At 59.5% G+C, this 17,885-nt stretch carries 13 protein-coding genes and 1 tRNA gene; 10 read left to right on the top strand and 4 right to left on the bottom strand.

The window, feature by feature from the left end; translation table 11 throughout:
* The first annotated feature begins 3 nt into the window (after positions 1–3).
* Genes BLU78_RS07530 through BLU78_RS07505 form a run of 6 tightly spaced genes read left to right on the top strand, consistent with a single transcriptional unit; the run spans position 4 to position 10,745 of the window.
* On the top strand, positions 4–1,428 hold the full coding sequence (locus tag BLU78_RS07530; protein WP_010262708.1) for a sialate O-acetylesterase: 1,425 nt from the start codon (positions 4–6) through the stop codon (positions 1,426–1,428).
* Positions 1,425–1,949: a fasciclin domain-containing protein gene (locus tag BLU78_RS07525; protein ID WP_010262705.1), complete on the top strand. Its 525-nt coding sequence runs from the start codon at positions 1,425–1,427 to the stop codon at positions 1,947–1,949. The genes BLU78_RS07530 and BLU78_RS07525 overlap by 4 nt, the downstream gene beginning before the upstream one ends.
* Positions 1,950–1,955: 6 nt before the next feature.
* The gene (locus BLU78_RS07520) at positions 1,956–4,424 is read left to right on the top strand and encodes a glycoside hydrolase family 2 protein (protein ID WP_010262702.1); all 2,469 of its coding nucleotides are present in this window, start codon (positions 1,956–1,958) and stop codon (positions 4,422–4,424) included.
* Positions 4,421–7,261 (top strand): glycoside hydrolase family protein, encoded by a 2,841-nt coding sequence (locus tag BLU78_RS07515; RefSeq protein WP_010262699.1) that lies wholly within the window; start codon positions 4,421–4,423, stop codon positions 7,259–7,261. The genes BLU78_RS07520 and BLU78_RS07515 overlap by 4 nt, the downstream gene beginning before the upstream one ends.
* A gap of 12 nt (positions 7,262–7,273) precedes the next feature.
* On the top strand, positions 7,274–8,800 hold the full coding sequence (locus tag BLU78_RS07510; RefSeq protein WP_010262697.1) for a glycoside hydrolase family 16 protein: 1,527 nt from the start codon (positions 7,274–7,276) through the stop codon (positions 8,798–8,800).
* Positions 8,801–8,813: 13 nt separating this feature from the next.
* The gene (locus BLU78_RS07505; RefSeq protein WP_010262694.1) at positions 8,814–10,745 is read left to right on the top strand and encodes a glycoside hydrolase family 97 protein; all 1,932 of its coding nucleotides are present in this window, start codon (positions 8,814–8,816) and stop codon (positions 10,743–10,745) included.
* Positions 10,746–10,790: 45 nt separating this feature from the next.
* Here the strand turns inward: BLU78_RS07505 and BLU78_RS07500 are convergent, their stop codons facing one another.
* Complete coding sequence (locus BLU78_RS07500; RefSeq protein ID WP_010262690.1) at positions 10,791–11,984, bottom strand: purple acid phosphatase family protein; 1,194 nt, start codon at positions 11,982–11,984, stop codon at positions 10,791–10,793.
* A 246-nt stretch (positions 11,985–12,230) separates the two neighbouring features.
* Positions 12,231–12,815, bottom strand: a complete 585-nt coding sequence (locus tag BLU78_RS07495; RefSeq protein WP_010262688.1) for a flavin reductase family protein — start codon at positions 12,813–12,815, stop codon at positions 12,231–12,233.
* A gap of 114 nt (positions 12,816–12,929) precedes the next feature.
* Between BLU78_RS07495 and BLU78_RS07490 the strand changes: the two genes are divergently transcribed.
* Together BLU78_RS07490 and hpf are read left to right on the top strand one after the other, a co-directional pair.
* Entirely contained in the window at positions 12,930–13,832 is a 903-nt protein-coding gene (locus BLU78_RS07490) for a tyrosine-type recombinase/integrase (RefSeq protein ID WP_010262684.1), read from the top strand.
* A gap of 22 nt (positions 13,833–13,854) precedes the next feature.
* Positions 13,855–14,151, top strand: coding sequence for a ribosome hibernation-promoting factor, HPF/YfiA family (gene hpf / locus BLU78_RS07485; protein ID WP_010262683.1), 297 nt, complete (start codon positions 13,855–13,857; stop codon positions 14,149–14,151).
* A gap of 194 nt (positions 14,152–14,345) precedes the next feature.
* Here hpf and BLU78_RS07480 read toward each other — a convergent pair whose 3' ends face one another.
* Complete coding sequence (locus tag BLU78_RS07480) at positions 14,346–14,861, bottom strand: hypothetical protein (RefSeq protein ID WP_231290833.1); 516 nt, start codon at positions 14,859–14,861, stop codon at positions 14,346–14,348.
* 252 nt (positions 14,862–15,113) lie between these two features.
* A tRNA-Glu gene (locus tag BLU78_RS07475) sits at positions 15,114–15,188 on the bottom strand.
* 133 nt (positions 15,189–15,321) lie between these two features.
* Here BLU78_RS07475 and BLU78_RS07470 point away from each other — a divergent pair.
* Positions 15,322–16,056 carry a DUF3298 and DUF4163 domain-containing protein gene (locus BLU78_RS07470; protein ID WP_010262679.1) on the top strand — a complete coding sequence of 245 codons (735 nt, stop codon included), beginning with the start codon at positions 15,322–15,324 and terminating at the stop codon, positions 16,054–16,056.
* 992 nt (positions 16,057–17,048) lie between these two features.
* Positions 17,049–17,882 (top strand): glycosyltransferase family 2 protein, encoded by an 834-nt coding sequence (locus BLU78_RS07465; protein ID WP_010262678.1) that lies wholly within the window; start codon positions 17,049–17,051, stop codon positions 17,880–17,882.
* Positions 17,883–17,885: the final 3 nt, after the last annotated feature.

Here is a 17,885-nt window from a genome sequence, read left to right as displayed (position 1 = left end):
GCCATGAAACCGCTCCGTCTTCTCATCCTGACCGTCCTGCTCTCCGCCGCCTTCGGCGTACAGGCCCAGAAACTCGCTCCGGCGCCCTACCTCTGCGACAGCATGGTACTTCAACGCGGCATACCGCTTCCATTGGAAGGCACGGCAACCCCCGGAAGCACCGTCGAGGTATCATTTGCCGGACATACCGTCACGACGGAAGCCGATACACAGGGAGTATGGCAGGTCACGATTCCGGCTCTGGAGGCCAGCAGCCGGAACCGCACGATGGAGATCCGGTCCGGCGGCGAGGCCGTGACGATCCGCGACATTCTGGTGGGCGAGGTCTGGCTGGCCGGGGGACAGTCGAACATGGCCTTCAAAGTCCGCGGCATGGAGTTCGACGACCGCCTCGCCCTGATCCGCGATGCCGACTACTCCGACATCCGCTGCTACTACCGGGCCAACGTCGTCAGCGGCGGCAAACTGCTCGACACCTCCGACCGTCCCTGGTCGGGAGCCTACGGACGGAACATTTACGACTGGAGCGCCGTGGCCTACCTTTTCGCCCGGGAGCTGCACCGTGAACTGGGCGTTCCGGTAGGCATCGTCAACTGTTCGCACGGCGGCTCGACGGCCGAAGCATGGATCAGTCCCGAAGCGTTCGCATCCGATCCGGCGCTGAAAGCCGCCGTCGGCAAGGTCTACGACGGCATCGGAAGCCATTACAAAAATCCTTCGGTGCTCTACGAAAAGATGCTCGCCCGTTTTCGCGGCCTGACCGTTCGCGGCGTCATCTGGTATCAGGGCGAGAGCAACGGCTATTTTCCGGAACAGTACGCCACCCTGTTTCCGGGACTGATCGCCGACTGGCGCCGCTTTTTCGGCAACGACAACCTGCCCTTCATCTTCGCCCAGCTCCCTTCCTACCGGGTTCCGGGCGACAAGAGCGGCGAACGCTGGGCCCGCCTCCGCCAGTCGCAGCTCAACACGGCCCGCACGGTCCCCCATACGGCCATGGTCGTAACGGCCGACTGCGGCGATGCGGAGAATATCCATCCCAAAAACAAATACCCCGTGGGCATACGGTTCGCCGCAGCAGCCAAAGAACTCGTCTACGGCGGCAAAGACCCCGGAACGCTGACATTACCCGGCCCCGCCTCGGTCGAGGGCCGCAGGGTCGAAATTTCCGTCGGCGGCATCCGCAACGGTCTTACCCTGCGCGGCGGGGAGTCCGGATTCGAGCTGCGCGATACGGAAGGAAACTGGCATAAAGCCGACCTGCACATCCGGGGCAACCTGCTGGAACTGTCCTCCGCGGAAGTACCGGTCCCGACCGGAGCGCGTTATGCCTGGGGCAACGTCAACACCCTCACGATCTACCACAAGAGCGGCCTTCCGCTGCCGCCCTTCACCTTCGATACGGAACTTAAAACCAAGAAACGATGAAAACCTTCACGATCACGGCTTTGCTGGCGCTGTTCTGCTCGTTCCCGCCGGTCCAGGCCCAGCAAACCGGGGAGATAGGCGGCGAAGCGCTGCAACTGCTCTCCCGGACCGACAACGGAAAATACGACCGTTATGTCACCGAATACAAACGCATGTATGCGATGTACGCCGGCGACAACTCGTTCGCCGATTACCTGACCGACGGCAAAAAGTACACGGTGATCGTCCCCGACAACACCGGTATCGAGGTCTACTACCGGACCGAAGGCTATGCCAACGGCAATCCCCCACGCCTGCGCAATACCCTAAAATACAACATCATAAAAGGAAAATTCGCACCCGAATCCTTCCAGGACGGGCAGACGCTCTACACCCTTTTCCCGAGCCATCCGCTGACCGTAACAGTCAAAAAAGGCAAGGTATACCTTACCGACAAGCAGGGAAACCGGGTTCGTCTGGACAAATCCTTCGAATCGGGCGACATCATCTTCTATCCCGTAAAAACACTGCTCAGATACTAAACGGCCATGAAACGACTGCTCACACTGCTTGCGCTCTGCTGCTGTTCCGCGGCTGCGGCTGCGGAAACGCCGCTCGGCGGAAAATGGAGTTTTTGCACCGACCCGCTGAACGCAGGTCTCCGGGAGGCATGGTACGCACCCGGGCACGACCGCAGCGGATGGGATGAAACGGAGGTTCCGGGATGCTGGAACACCCGCCTCGAATACGCCGACTATACGGGTGCGGCGTGGTATGCCACCACGTTCGTCCTGCCCCAGAAACCCGCGGAATACGATATTCTGCTCGACTTCGAGGCGGTTTACGCCGACGCCGACGTCTGGCTGAACGGCAAACACCTGGGCAGTCACGACTTCGGGTTCACCTCCTTCGGATTCGACATCACCGGCCGTATCGCGCCGGGCGCTGTGAACCGCCTCGTCGTCCGTGCGGAAAACAGTTTCAAACTGGGCGCTACATGGAACTGGGGCGGCATCCGCCGTCCGGTCACCTTGCGCACAGTGCCTCGTGAACGTATTGAAAGCGTGTTCGTCAGTGCCGAACCCGACCTCCAAAAAGGCAGCGCCGAAATCGGCGTAAAGGTCCTTCTCAACGGTACGAAACAAGGTACCGTCCGGGTTTCGATCTCGGATCCCGAGGGCCGCATCGTGGCCCGGGGCGAAGCCCGTGCCGCCGGACGCAGTGAGGCGCTCATTCCGCTCCGCATCCGCAAGGCCCGGCTTTGGGACTTCCACCACCCGCATCTCTACACCGTCACAGCTACCTACGGCGATGGAGAGCCCGTCACCGAGCGTTTCGGCATCCGCAAAATCGAGATCGACGGCTACCGCCTGCTGCTCAACGGCGAGAGCGTGCGGCTGAACGGCGCGAACTGGGTTCCCTACGATCCGTTCCACGGCAACACGCTGCCTCCCGAAATCTACCGCCGCGACATCGACCGGATGAAGAGCTGCGGCGTCAACATGGCGCGCCTGAGCCACCTGGCCCTGCCCAAAGAGGTGCTGAACTACCTCGACGAAAAGGGGATGCTCATCTTCGAGGAAATCCCGCTCTGGAACAAGAACCACTATGTCGAAGCCGACCATCCCGTGCCGATGCGCTGGCTCACGGAACTTATCACCCAGCGCTACAACCATCCCTGCATCATCGGCTGGAGCGCAGGCAACGAGATCGGCCGCCTGAGCGACAACCCCGACATCGAAGGCTATCTCGCCTCGGCCTTCCGCCGCATCCGCGAGCTCGATTCCACGCGCCTGGCGGTTTATGTCACACACACCGCCGCCAAGCAATACGACGAACCGGTGCTGTTGTCGGACATGATCCTTTTCAACCAATACGGCGCGCACGGCGAACGGGCCGACGAGGTGCACCGCCGCTACCCGGGCAAACCGATCTTTTACAGCGAGTACGGCACCAAAGCCAACAGCGAGGACCCCAACAACACGCTCTCGGACTATGCCGCCATGCTCTCCTCGATGCGGGGGCGCGAGCACCTGATCGGCGCTTCGGTCTGGACCTTCAACGACTACCGCACCAACTACCGTGACAGCGGCACGGCGGCTACAGGCAACCGTCCCTGGGGTATCGTGGACGTCTACGGCACGCCGAAACGGGGTTTCCGCGAACTTCAATGCCAAAACTCCCCGCTCGCCGAATTCGGCCTGACGCTCACCGAAAACGGCGCCGGAATCGCCCTGACTCCGCGCGGACGGCTCGATTTGCCGGCTTTCCGGATGGAGGGGTATACCGTACGGCTCAGCGCACTCGGTGCAGACGGCGACACCCTGCAACGCGCCGTGCGGACGCTGCCCGTCATCCAACCCGGCGACAAAGCGTTCAGCCTGCAACTTCCACTCCCGACCGCCGGAGCCGCAAGGATCAGCGCCGAACTCGTCACCCCGACGGGCTATGCCGTACACGACGCCGTGCAGAGCCTCGCCACGCCCGCCTCCCCAGTCGTCACACGGACCGAAAGCGGACAGGAGATCATCCGCATCTGGTTCGACCGCGGATTCACGGCCGACGAATGGTATGTCCGTTACGGCACCGACCGGCTCGAAAACCGAAGCGCCCCGACCATCGACGGATTCATCGAACTGCCGAAACTGGAATACGGCAACGAGTATCAGATCCAGCTGGTCGCCGTGAACGACGCCGGGGAGACTCCTGCCGCCGAGATCGTCCGGGTCCGGACCCGCGCCGCCGAACTGCCTCCCGTCATCCGTCACCTGGCTCAGGAGGGCGGGAACATTCAGGTCGGCTATGCCTGCGATTTCGGAGATTTCTGCTATGAATTCGAATACGGGACGGTCCCCGAAAAACTCGACCGACATATCCTGACGACCGTGACGGGTGCCTGCAACCTGCCCGTCGTCGAACCGGACGCACAGCACTATCTGCGCATCCGCAAACGGCTTCGTTACGGCTACGCCAGCGATTGGAGCCCCGTATATCCTGTTAACACCGTACAACGATGAAACGAATCATCCTCTTAACCGGCCTGATCGCCGGAGCGATGACCCTGCAAGCCGCACCCCGCGAGCCGCAGCAGATGACAGCCACCTTGCAGAAAGACACTGTCGTAGTCACGAACGGCAAAGCCCGGTTCACATTCCGCGCCGACTTCCGCCTGTTCCGGACCGACAAAGACCCGAAAATGGAGCTTCGCACCCTGCCCGACTGCCGCTTTTTCGCCCCTTCGTGGATAGCCGACAACCTCGCACCGGAGAAAGCTATCGCACAGATCAAACAGAGCAAAAGCATGGGCGGCGACGGCATCGACGATTCGGTGAGCGGATCGGTCAAAGGCCGCACGTTCGATCTTTTCGCTGCGGCCCCGTATACCGACCTCACCCCCTCGAAAGCAGAAATGGCGGGCGACACCATCCGTTTCAGCTACCCCGCCACGGTGTGGGGAACGCTCGAATGCCGCGTCTGGGCCGTCGACGGCTCGGCGCCGGGCATGGAGTTCCGATTCACCCCGACGCGCGAAGGCTACTATTCGGTAGGATATCTCGGCGCCCCGTCCTTCGACCTGGGCCGGGTAGAAGCGCTGTGGCAGCCGATGGTCTGGCAGCGGCGGATCTTCCCCTCGCAGCCCTACATGTCGCTGGCCTTCACCTGCCCGATTCCCGCCACGCTCGTCCATGTCGGCGGCGCGACGGCGGGCGTTGCGGCCGACAGCCGGGAAATGCCCTTCCAACCCCTGCCCACACGCGACAACAACCGCTTCGGCGTGGCCCTGCACAACCCCGAAGGAAAGGTCCAGCCGATGCTCTTCGCCCCGGTGCTGGGACACGCCGGTTCGAAGATGGAGCCCGGCAAACCCTTCGCTTTCCGGATGCGGCTGTGGGTCGAGGAAAAACCGCTGAACATCGCCTTTCAGACCATGGCCCGCAACCTCTACGATTTCCACGACTACCGCAGCAACGCCATTTCGACGCTCAACAACACCATCGACAACATCATCGACTACACACTGAGCCCTTACAGCAACTTCATCGACAGTCTGAAAGGCTGCTCCTACTCGACCGACGTGCCGGGTTCGACGAAAAACGTCAGCTCGCTCAACCCGCTTTCGGTGGCTCTGGTCGCCGACGACGGGGAACTCTACCGCCGCCGGGCCTACCCGATCGTCGAATATATGCTCTCGCGCAAGAACACGCTCTTCTGCCTCGACACGACGCAGAAGGTGCAGTCGCCCTCGCGCGAACTGGCGGGTCCCTGCGCGCCCGTCAGCGAACTGGCCGGGCTCTACCGCCTCTCGGGCGGCAAAAGCCCCGTGCTGCGCTATTTCGCCGAGGAGAAATACTACAAGCACAAACCCGCCGAAAAACGCATCCCGGGAGCCGGCGGCAACTGGTACGACGCGCTGGAAATGTACCGTGCAACGGGAGAGACGGCCTACCTCGACCATGCGAAGAGACAGGCCGACATCTATATCGAAAAATTCATCCGCACGCAGCCCGAGAAATTCCAGAACGCCTTTTTCTGGAACCGTTACGCCCCGTTCTACATCAACCTGCTGGAGCTCTACGAAGAGACCGGCGAACGGCGCTATCTCGAAGCCGCCCACGAAGGGGCCCGCGAATATGCCATGTTCGTCTGGATGGTTCCCTCCATCCCGCAGGAGAACGTCACGGTCAACAAGGGAGGTCTGGCCCCGTGGTATTGGTACCTCAAAAGCCGCGGCATTCCCCGGCAGCACTGCCCCGAGGAGAGCGTTCCCGCATGGCGGTTCTCGGAGATCGGCCTCGTACCGGAGAGCTCCACCACCTGCATCGGCCACCGCGCGGTATTCATGGCACACCATGCCCCCTATATGCTGCGCATCGCCGACCTCACGGGCGACGGATTCCTCCGTGACATCGCCCGCAGCGCCATCGTGGGACGCTACGCCAATTTCCCGGGTTATCACATCAACACCGAACGCACGACGGCTTACGAGAAACCCGACTTTCCGCTGCGTCCGCACGACAGCATCAGCGTCAACTCGTTCCACTACAACCACCAGTTCCCGCTGCTGTCGGTCCTGTACGACTATCTGGTGACCGACGCGACGAACAAGTCCCGAGGCGCCATCGCTTTCCGCGGCGACTACATCGAAGGCTACGGCTACCTGCAGGCCAAGTTCTACGGCAGTCGTCCGGGACGCTTCTACGGCCGGGAGAATGTCTGGCTCTGGATGCCCCGCCGCCTGCTCGCCACCTCCGACGTGGAATTGAACTACCTCGCGGCCCGGGGCGACGGGGAACTGCTGGTGGCTTTCACGAACCAGAGCGCCCGCGCAGTATCCGCTGAAATCACATTCAATCCCGAACTGCTGCCGATGCTTGTCGGAAAAAGTTTTACTGCCGAAGTATGGCGTGACAACCGCCGGACGGGCGAGCAGACCGTCACCGACGGCAAAACCCGCATCGAGGTATCGCCCGAAGGTATCACGGCCCTTATCGTCCGCGGAGTCGATATTCGCCCCCGCTTCCAGCAACAACTGACCGACCGTGATACCGAAGGATGGCGCCACGACTACGGCGAACTGGAATTCGGACGCGCCCGGGCCATGCTCCTCAACCTGGGCCGGGAACTGAAGACCTGCTACATCTACCTGCAGGACGACGACAGCCGCTTCCGCAACGTATCGATGACCTACAGCATCGACGGCGGGCGGCCTCTGGCGCTGAACGACACTTCCTACCCCTTCGAATTCACCGCTCCCGTTCCGGCCGAAGCCCGACAGATCGTCATTGAGCTTTCAGGCGTCACCACCGACGGACGGCTCGTGCGCAGCGGAACGTTCAAACTATCGAAAGACTAAAACAACCGCCTTATGAAACTGAGAGCATTTCTGCTGATCGCGACACTGCATTTCGCGGTGCTGGCCTCCTGCGCCAAAGAGACTCCGGAAACACCCGCCCGCCCGGGAGAGGAGGGCTACAAGACCATCGACCTGAGCGGCTACCGCCTGATCTTTTCGGACGAGTTCGACGGCAAAAAGATGAACTGGAATATCTGGGCCGCCGAGAATCCCGACAACATCAAGCACGAAACCAGCCGCGGCCCCGAAGCCGTGGAGGTGCGCGACGGAGAGCTGCGCCTCAATGTCCGCAAGGTCAACCGCAGTGAGAAGGTCAAATGGATCGCGGGCTATGTCTATCTCAAAGAGCCGCTGGAGAACAACGTCTACATCGAATGCCGGTTCCGTTCGGGGGCCTCGTCGGGCGTAAACAACGCCTTCTGGCTCGCCTGCAAGACTCCGCCCAACAATACCTGGTGCAACAAATACGAGGTCGATATCGTGGAGGCCCGCAAGGATGTCCGCACCGGAAAGGGCAACGGCCATCTGGCCTATCACGACTGGAAAACCTATCCCTACGCCCTCGACAAGAACGGCAACAAGTGCGATATCGCCGCCGGAATCGCCGTCGAACACGATTTCGACAAATACCACGTCTGGGGACTGTGGTACGGCGAAAACGAAATGATCTACTATCTCGACGGCGAAGAGCTCTGGCGCGGCAGGACCAGCAAGACCTATCCCGACCAGTACTACACGGGCGTCGGCAAAGCCCCCGTATGGAATCCGCTCGAAGAACAGCGCGCCTACGGCAAATACGGGCAGGAGGATTGGAACTACCTCGGCGGCTACAACGGCGACAAGATGCACATCATCCTGGCCAATATTCCGTGGGGGTCGGCCTGGTCGCCGCTCGTGGACGAGGAAGCCGACGGAACGTGGATGGCCGTGGATTACGTGCGCATCTACAAACCCGAGGCGCTGCTCGACCCGACACCCGACACCGACCTCCGAGAACCGCGCGCCGAAATCGCCCTCGACAAGACTTACAGCCTCGCCGAAGACGGATGCATCTATTTCAGCGCGGAAATTACCAAGAAACCGGGCGAAGAGCTGACACTGACTTTCACCGACACGGACAATGCCCCCGTGGGCAAGGTGATCGTCGATGCCGAAGGATCGCTGCTGACCGGTATCACGCGCCTCACGTCGAGCAAGGCGGCCGCCTCGGTCGTGCAGGGGAAACAGTTGGTCAAAGACAACGAAAAGACGCTGCTCGTCTGCCGCATCACGGCCAAAGCCGCCCGCGGCAAATACGACAAGGACGCCATCAGCGTATGGTGCGCCCCGGCAGCCGATGCCGCCAAAGCGCCGGAGCCCTATTTTTACCCCAATCTGGACGAGAACGGCAACACCTCCGCCACGCAGGGCTGGTATATCAACCAGAAGGGCTATTCGGACGAAGTCATCCGCCGTGTCGCCTTCATCTCGACGACCGGAGAACTCTCCTCCTTCGGACGTTTCCGCGCCGGACGCAACTTCCTTTGTGTAACCCGATAAACACGACCGAAAAATGAAACACTGGATACCGGGCTGCCTGCTGTTGCTGGCAGGATGCTCCCCGGGAGCGATGACCGCCCCGGCGGGAAAACTCTCCGCCGAAGTCTTTACCACACCGAACGGCTCCCTGGCCTACACCGTGTCGTACGACGGCAGGATGGTCTGCGACACCTCCTCCATGGGCGTCACGATCGACGGAATCGATACCTTCAGAGAAGCATCGCTCCGGCTTGCCGCAAGCCGTGAACGCAACGAAAGCTACCCCGTGCGGGGCGTACACGACCTCGCCCGCGACCATGCCCGCGAATATATCTGGGAGGTGACGCACCGCCCCACGGGATACGTCTACACCCTCGAAACCCGGCTCTACGACGACGGATTCGCCTATCGCTTCATCCTCCCGGGACAGGGTGTCCGCCACATCGGCGGCGAAGCGGCCGAGTGGCGGCTGCCTGCCGACAGCCGGGTCTGGTTCGCCGAGCGGAACTCGGCGTGGAAACTGCTGACCTATGCCGGCGAATGGACTTCTGCCCCGGCTCCGGAACTGGCCACGGTATCCTCTCAGGGACCCGTACAGACCATGCCGCTGCTCTACGAAACTGCGGACGGACTCCGTCTGATGGTCACCGAGGCCGCACTCTACGAATACAGCGGCATGCGGCTGCGCGCCGGCAAGGACGGCAGTCTGCACGCCGATTTTACCGAAAAGGAGGGATTCGACCTCCGCGACACCGTCACTACGCCGTGGCGCGTGCTGATCGTCGCCGAGAACCTCGACCGATTGGTCACAACGGACATCGTCACCAACCTCAGTCCGGCGCCCGACCCCGAACTTTTCGGCGACATGTCGTGGATACGCCCCGGGCGGTCGCTTTGGAGTTGGTGGAGCGGCCTCGACGGCCGTTACATGACCGTCGAGGGAGAACAGGCCGTCATTGACCTCGCCGCCGAAATGGGATATGAATATTCGACGCTCGACGAAGGATGGGAGAACCTTGCGGACAAATGGACGACGCTTCGGGAAATAGCGGATTACGCGGCCGGAAAGGGTGTCGGGCTCTTCGTATGGCGGCATTGGGAGAAGCTGAACGATCCGGCGGAAGATTACTTCCAGATGCGTTCGTTCATGGACAGCGTCGCCGGCTGCGGCGTAAAGGGTTTGAAGATCGACTTCATGAACGGCGAAGGGCTCCGTCAGATCCGCTTTACGACGGCCGTGCTCGAAAACGCCGCCCGCCGCCGTCTGCTGGTCAATTTCCACGGATGTCAGAAGCCCTCGGGAGAGATCCGCACCTATCCCAACGAACTCACCCGCGAAGGAGTCCGGGGCATGGAACTCAACCGAATCACGGCTAATTACCTCGCACGCATGCACGCCGCGGGAACATCCGTCGCCGACCGTCCCTATGTCCCGGGCAACGAAAACCAGAACATCCCGGCCTCCCACAATGCCGCGCTGCCTTTCACCCGCTGCGTGGCGGGTCCCGCCGACTACACGCCCGTGGGCTTTTCGATGCCCGGCGAGGTTCTTCCGGCCCAACAACTGGCCTGCGCCTACCTGATCACCTCGCCGCTGATGACGCTGGCCGAGAATCCCTTCTACCTCTTCCGTGAGGAGCGCCTCCGTCCGGCGCTGGAATTCCTGCGCGAACTCCCCGTCTGCTGGAACGAAACCGTCGTGCTGCCGCAAAGCCGCATCGGCAGTCTCGCCGCCTTCGCCCGCCGCAGCGGAGCCACGTGGTATCTGGCCATTGCTGCCGCAGAAGCCGCCCAGGAGACGTTTAAGTTAGACTTTCTCGCCGAAGGGAATTACACGATGGTCCTGCTCGAAGAGGATGGCAAAGGGGGACTCCGTCGCACGGAACGCCCCGTCGCAGCCGGAGACTTGCTCCCGCTCGACCTGCCACGGAACGGAGGAACTGTCGCCCGCTTCATCCGCCGATAACGAAAAGCGCCTGCAATGAGCAGGCGCTTTTCGTTCAGAGAAATCCTATTCGGAATCGGCTGCCGGGCGATTCAGCGGAAATTCGTGCGTGTGGGCGACCTTGCCTTTGGGACCGACGATCTGCACCCGGATCAGGCTGTCCGAAACGTCGCAGCGGGCATAGCTCTTGTTGTCGTTGATTACGATCGGGAACCGCGCGCCCCGCTCCCCGGCAGGATGGACCGAACAGCGGTGTTCGTGGCCGCAGAGCATCAGGTCGACGCCCGCCTCGTTCAGCACCGGCATGAAAAGCTCGTTGAGATGGACGTTCCCGTGCCATGTCCCCGTCGTCGGAGGCACGTGCAGCAGGACGACCCGCGCCGAGGCCGAACGGAACTCCTCCGACTGCACGGCCTTTTTCAGCCATTCACACTCTTCGATGCGGTAGGCGTCGTAATCGGCCAGCCCGTAATACTCGACGTCGCTGTCGGGCTTGTCCTCCCCGCAGTCGAGCATCAGGATGCAGACGTCGCCATAGCGGTAAATGCCGTAAAACTCCCCGTTGCGGGTCGGGAAATAGTCTCTCAGGCGGTCGGAATAAACGCCGCGCGTCTCGTGGTTGCCGCGGTTGTAGAGAATCGGCGTCCCGGAGGCGAACAGCGCCGCCGCCGCGTCGATATAGTCTGCAAAAAGCTGCTCCCCGCTCTCGACGCTGCTCGACATGTCGCCGTTGAAGGCCACAAATCCGATCTCACTGAAATCGATCTTCTTACAGAGGTCCTTCATGTAGTCGGCCCTGCCGTGAATGTCGTTGAGCATAATGAACGAGCAGTCGGCGCCCGAGTCGGGAAAGGTCCGGAACGGATAGGGCTTGCGACGGAAAACGTCACTTGCGACAACACTCCCGTAAGTGGCTTTGCCGCGCTGCGGCCATGCCGTAACCTCCTGCGAAAAAATGCGGTAACAATAGTCGGTGCCGGGTTTCAGCCCTTTGAGCCGCACGGCATGAAGGGTTCTGTCAGCCAGTCTGCGGCCCGCGACGGTCTGGTAATGGCGTGCATGCTCCTGCGCATAGAAGCTCCGCCCGTCGTCGGGCGCGACCTCGACCCACGAGAGGGCCGGTTTGCTGGTGGTCCAGACGACCGTGACACCGTCCCGGGTCATATCGCAGAGATAAGGACCGTGCGTGATTTTGAAATCCTGCGCCACGGCGGCCAGCGAGAAAAGCAGCCCGGCCAGCGAGAAAAGGAGTTTTTTCATTGTCGGAAAGTGTTGATTGTTTCGGGATGCAAGATACGGAATATTCCGCAGAATCCCGTGCCGGAAAACGAAAAAGCGGGCGTATTCCGCGGGGGGGGGCGGGGCTGTCCGGACCGCCGGGCTCCGTCCCGTTGGCCCTGGGCGTTTTAATACATCCCGCCAGCACCACGGCGGCGGCGAAAACGAGCGACAGGGAGCTCTTCGAACGAAACATCATTCGGCGAAGGCAGTAAAAACCCCTGAAAATCACCGCTTTTTTCGCGCTGTTTTCTTTTTGCGGACCGACCATCCGAAATGTCCCAACGCCTCGCCCAGCGCAAAATACTCTCCGTGGGAATAGACGATCGGATCGGCGCGTTCGAGGCAGAAACGGCCCGTCCGGGGATCGATATAGGCCTCGTCGGCCTGCACCCCGACCACCTCGGCCAGAAACATATCGTGGGTCCCGAGCGGCAACACCTGCCGCACGCGGCACTCGATATTCACGGGAGACTCGGCGATGACCGGCGCGGCGACCCTCTCCGACGGAACGGCCGTGAGCCCCATCTCGCGGAACTTGTCGTAATCGCGGCCCGAGCGCACGCCGCACCAGTCCGCGGCTCGCGCCAGCCGGCGCGTCGTAAGGTTGATGACGAACTCGCCCGTGCGGCGGATGATTTCGTAGGAGTGGCGTTCGGGGCGCACCGAAATATAGCACATCGGCGGATCGGAACAGACCGTGCCGGTCCATGCCACGGTCAGCAGATTGTACTCGTCGGGCGTCGCGCCGCAGCTCACCAGCACCGCCGGCAGGGGATAAAGCACCGTTCCCGGTTTCCAGTTCTGTTTCATCTCGATTCGTTTTTCGGGACAAAGGTAACGGTTTTTGCGTATATTTGGCGTCATAACGGCACGAATGCGATCCGGTTTTGCAGCGTGTCCGGCTTTTATGTACCTTTGTTTCGTATGCTCGCCGATTTCACCCGATACCTCGAAGCGGAACGCCGCTACTCGCCGCTCACCGTGCGCAACTACCGCCACGACGTCGAGCAGTTCCTCGCATGGCTGGGGGTCGGCGACGCCGATTTCGACCCGTGCCGGGTGACCACGGAGGATATCCGCGAGTGGATGCTCTTCCGCACCGAGGAGGGACATCTGAGCGCCGCCTCGATGAACCGCGAGATTTCGTCGCTGCGGGCGCTGTTCCGCTGGCTGCTGCGCACGGGCGCCGTCAGCCGCGACGTGACACAGCCCGTGGCGTCGCTGCGGACCTCGCGCCGCCTGCCCGCGTTCGTTCCCGAAAGCCGCATGAGCGGGATCGTCAGCGAATGCGAACAGGACAGCGAAGATTTCATCCGCGAACGCAATTCGCTCATCGTGCTGCTCTTCTACGCCTGCGGCCTGCGGCTGGCCGAACTGGTCGGCATCGACCGCGGGGACTTCTCGGCGGACTACACCTCGCTGCGCGTCCGGGGCAAAGGCGACAAGGAGCGCATCGTACCGATTCTGGAATTCGTCCGCGAAAAGATTTTGCACTACATCGGGTTAATTGAGCGGCAAAATATTTGCATTTCACCGGAAAAAGCGCTATTTTTAACACACAAAGGAAAACGCATATCCCGGACGGCGGTTTACCGGACGGTGCAGGAAGAGCTGGACAAGGCGGGTGTACAAGGAAAGAAAAGCCCCCACGTGCTGCGCCACACTTTCGCAACGCACCTGCTGAACGGCGGAGCCGATATGCGCGAGATACAGGAACTCCTGGGACACGCTTCGCTGCAGGCCACGCAGGTCTATACGCACAACAGCATTGCCAAGCTCCGGGAGATTTATGCAAAAGCCCATCCCCGTGAAAAGGGTGGCGAGTGATTAACTTTTATAATATAAGGCTATGAACGTACAGATTCAATCCGTGAAATTCGACGCCGACAAGCGGCTGATCGAATTCGTGAATGCCAAGATGGCGAAGTTGGACCGCTTTGCGGAGCGCTCGACAGGAGCCGAGGTCATTCTCAAACTCGATAAGGACCACGAAAAAGGAAACAAATTCGCAACCATCACGCTGCACATGCCGGGCGAGGACCTGGTGGCCTGCCACCAGTCGAAAGCCTTCGAAGAGTCGGTCGACGAAGCCATCGACGCCCTGAAACGCCAGTTGGAGAAATTCAAAGCGAAAACTGAGAAATAAACCCCACCAACCTTAACCTTAACTAACTGAACGCCGCGACGGCCGCCTTTTGAAAAGGCGGCCGTCGCATTCTTCAGGAACCGGGCGAAAAAATCCCGGGACGAAATTACCTAACCTACTCACCACCCCGCTCCCTGCGGGTCTCGTCCCGGGAATACTCATGCCGGCCGGATCACCGGCAATACGGAGAAGGGCTACTGCGCCGGCGTCAGGTGGAATTTCAGCGTTTCGACGCTCTTCTGTTTATCGGCGTCAATGACCGTCAGCACAAAATTGTGGTTCGAATCCTGATTGTAGATCATCGCGATCATCGGCACCAGCTGCGAGATATTGATCGACAGCGAAGTCTTGTTCTTCACCTCGTCTCCCACGGGAAACCCGAGTTCTTTGAGTCCCGCAGCCATCTCCGCCGTGGCCGGGTTCACCAGATTCATCGTCTGCGCAAGCCCCAGTTCACCGAGCACCTCGGCCGTCAGGCAGGGCGATTCGATCTTCACCGTAAGGTCGGAAATGCCGGCGGGCGCCGTCACGTCCACCACAACCGACATGGTCGATTGAATCTCGTGGACCGCTTTGATGTCGCCGCCTTTGAGCGTAAGCGTCGGCGCGGCATGCTTATCCCCGTTGTCATCGTCATCGTTGCAGCCCGTGAGGAATGCAGCACTCATAGTCATGGCCGCAGCCATGAACAGGCATAATACTCTCTTCATAATCACTTAATTAAAAAATCCCAAAAATTATAGTCGCCATAAAATTAGGCTCCGGGGACGACGACGGCAAATAAATTCAACGAAACGGCATATTCTGCCAACCAAACAGCGTATTTTATCAACGCAGGAAATCCGGAACAGAAAAACGGCCGCACATGCGTGCGGCCGCCCGACCTGGTCGTGGACAGGAGGTCTCATCCCCGCCACCGGATTAAACGAAAAACGGCCGCACTTGCGTGCAGCCGTCCGACTTGGTAGTGGATAGGGGATTCGAACCCCTATGTCATGCGTGAGAGGCATGTATCCTAACCCTTAGATGAATCCACCGGTTTTGTGGTGCAAAGATAAAGCCTTCTTTTAAATCTGCAAAATTTTCCGCCGAAAACTGCGTTTTTTTTCGCAAAAAGCCCTCCAAACCCACTTTTTGACTATCTTTACCTGAGATAAAATCCTTTCCGCCATGAAAATCCGCATTTCCCTGTTTCTCGCCGCCGCGCTCCTTGCCGTCGGCTCCTGCACGAAACGCCCCGTACGCCCCGACCTCGGAACCACCGCCATCGACACGCTCATCAGCAACAACGGCCTTGCCTGCAAAGTCGAATACCGCTTTGCTACAATCCGCAACGCCGCAGCCTCCCCCGCCCTCGAAGCGATCGAACAGACGAACATCGGCTATTTTTTCCTGTTGGAGGGATTCTCGGGAACACCCGAAGAGGCCGCTCAGGCATCCCTGCGCGAAATCGCAGCCGAATACCTTCAGGATATTCCCGAACAGAGCCACACCTATGAATACTCGATCGACAGCGAAATTTCCGTCACCGACACCCTTCTGACGTGCGTCATCAACCGCTGGAGTTACTTGGGCGGCGCCCACGGAATGTACGGCACCGAATGCCACACCTATTCGCTTGCGGACGGCTACGAATACGAGCTCGCGGACCTTTTCAGCGAAGAAGAACAGCAAAATCTCGCGGCAGCGATCCACGCCAAACTCTGCGAGGAGTACGAAGCCGCGGACGACGAAGCGCTGAGCGAAGCGGGGTTCTTCCCCGAATACATCGCCGCGACCGAGAACTTCATCCTCACGCCGGAGGGCATGACCTTCCATTTCAATCCCTATGAGATCGGATGCTACGCCCTGGGAAGCATCGAAGTCAGCCTTACGAACGAAGAGATCGGACAACTCCGAAAATAGCTCCCGCCGGCCTGAGCGGCAAAAATGAAAAAAGGTCCGAGTCTCACGACTAGGACCTTCTTTTTCGGCGGGGAACCACCCCCTCCGAAAATGAGGTTCAATCGGAGGTATTCGACTCATCAAACGAGTACCGTTCTTAAGTCTTAGCAACGAATCATTCCGCTGCAACCTGCCGATTTCCTCAACCAACCTAAAACTACTAACCTAAATGAACCTTAAAACTTCTCTGCAAAGATAAGGGGCATTTTCCATTTTTGCAAATATTTTACGAATATCTTAAATATATTTAACAATTTGGTAACATTGGATGCCCAACAAAGATATTTACCCGATTAAGCAACCACTCTCGCAAGCAATTATGGATAAGCCACTTCCGGTTGGAAAACCAGCCGGAAAGCCTGTCCGCGGGGAAAATGCAAAACGATTAGAAAATAAACTCCCGCCCGGGTGAAATCCGGAAAAACAATGCCGAAAAAGGGCAAAAACAAAAGAAGGAAAACCACACCGGACGAAATAGCCGGACACCTGAGAACAGAGATAAAAAAAGGAAACCCGGAATCAGAACCGGAGTTCCTCTTCCACAGTTTCCTCACCAACCTAAAACTACTAACCTAAATGAACCTTAAAACTTCACTGCAAAGATAAGACGAAAAAACAGACCTTGCAAGTTTTTATTAAAATAATTTTCAAATTTATTGATATTTTTTAATAACGCCCTGCATCAGCGAAATACAAGTGTTTGATAATCAACGCCGACAACCGTTCCGGCGATAATCCGAAAGATTTTTCGCCGGAAAGCGTGCAGTATTTCGGAAATACGGCATTTAAAGAATAAAATTGTTATATGCTGCTCGTAACAGATAAAATTGCTACTTTTGCCAAATGATTTCGACAGCCTCTATTGCAACCGCGCTTTCCGGCAAAATCCCGGCTGAGATTTTGCGGAATCGACAGTGCCTTACCCTACAACCTAACCAATTTATACCAGTACGATGACTGTATCGTTGATCATTACTACTTACAATTGGCCGCGGGCGCTTTACCTGTGTCTCGACAGCGTGATGCAGCAGACCGTCATGCCTTCCGAAATCCTGGTTGCGGACGACGGATCGGGCATCAGCACCCGCGATGTCGTGAGGCACTTCCAGAACATCTCTCCTGTTCCCGTGCACCACATCTGGCATGAAGACCGGGGATTCCGGGTCGCAGCCATCCGCAACAAGGCCATCGCCGCCAGCTCCGGCGACTATGTCATCCATGTCGACGGCGACCTGATCCTGCAGCGCAATTTCATTCAGGACCACATACTCTTCGCCCGGGAAGGCTGCTACGTTTCGGGCTCCCGCGGCATCATCACCGAAATGCTGACCCAGAAGGTCCTCAGCGGCGAGATCACCTCGCTGACGGCGCTGACCAAGGGCGTGCGCAACAGCAACAACGTCATGCGCGTACCCATCATGGCCATCGTCTACCGCATGATCGCGCCTTCGCAGGCGCCCAGAAGTTGCAACCTGGGGTTGTGGCGCCGGGACCTCATCCGCGTCAACGGATTCGACGAGGCATTCGAAGGATGGGGATACGAAGATACGGAACTGGGACTGCGCCTGAACAACAGCGGCGTACAGCAGCGGCGCATGAAATTCCAGGGCGTCGCGTTCCACCTCCATCACGACAAAGCCTCCCGTGATAACTGCGCCATCAACGAACTGCGCTACCTGGAGAGCATCCGCGAACACCGCATGCGCTGCGAAAAGGGCCTCGACCGGCACCTTACCCCGAAAATATCCTACCTCGGGGGGGGGTCTGCCGCCGTCGTCGGAGGCTGATTG

Origin of the sequence: Alistipes timonensis JC136, assembly GCF_900107675.1 — a bacterium.
Lineage (GTDB): Bacteria > Bacteroidota > Bacteroidia > Bacteroidales > Rikenellaceae > Alistipes > Alistipes timonensis.
Note: the sequence above shows the minus strand (reverse complement) of the source record. Positions and strands in the feature narration are given on the sequence as shown.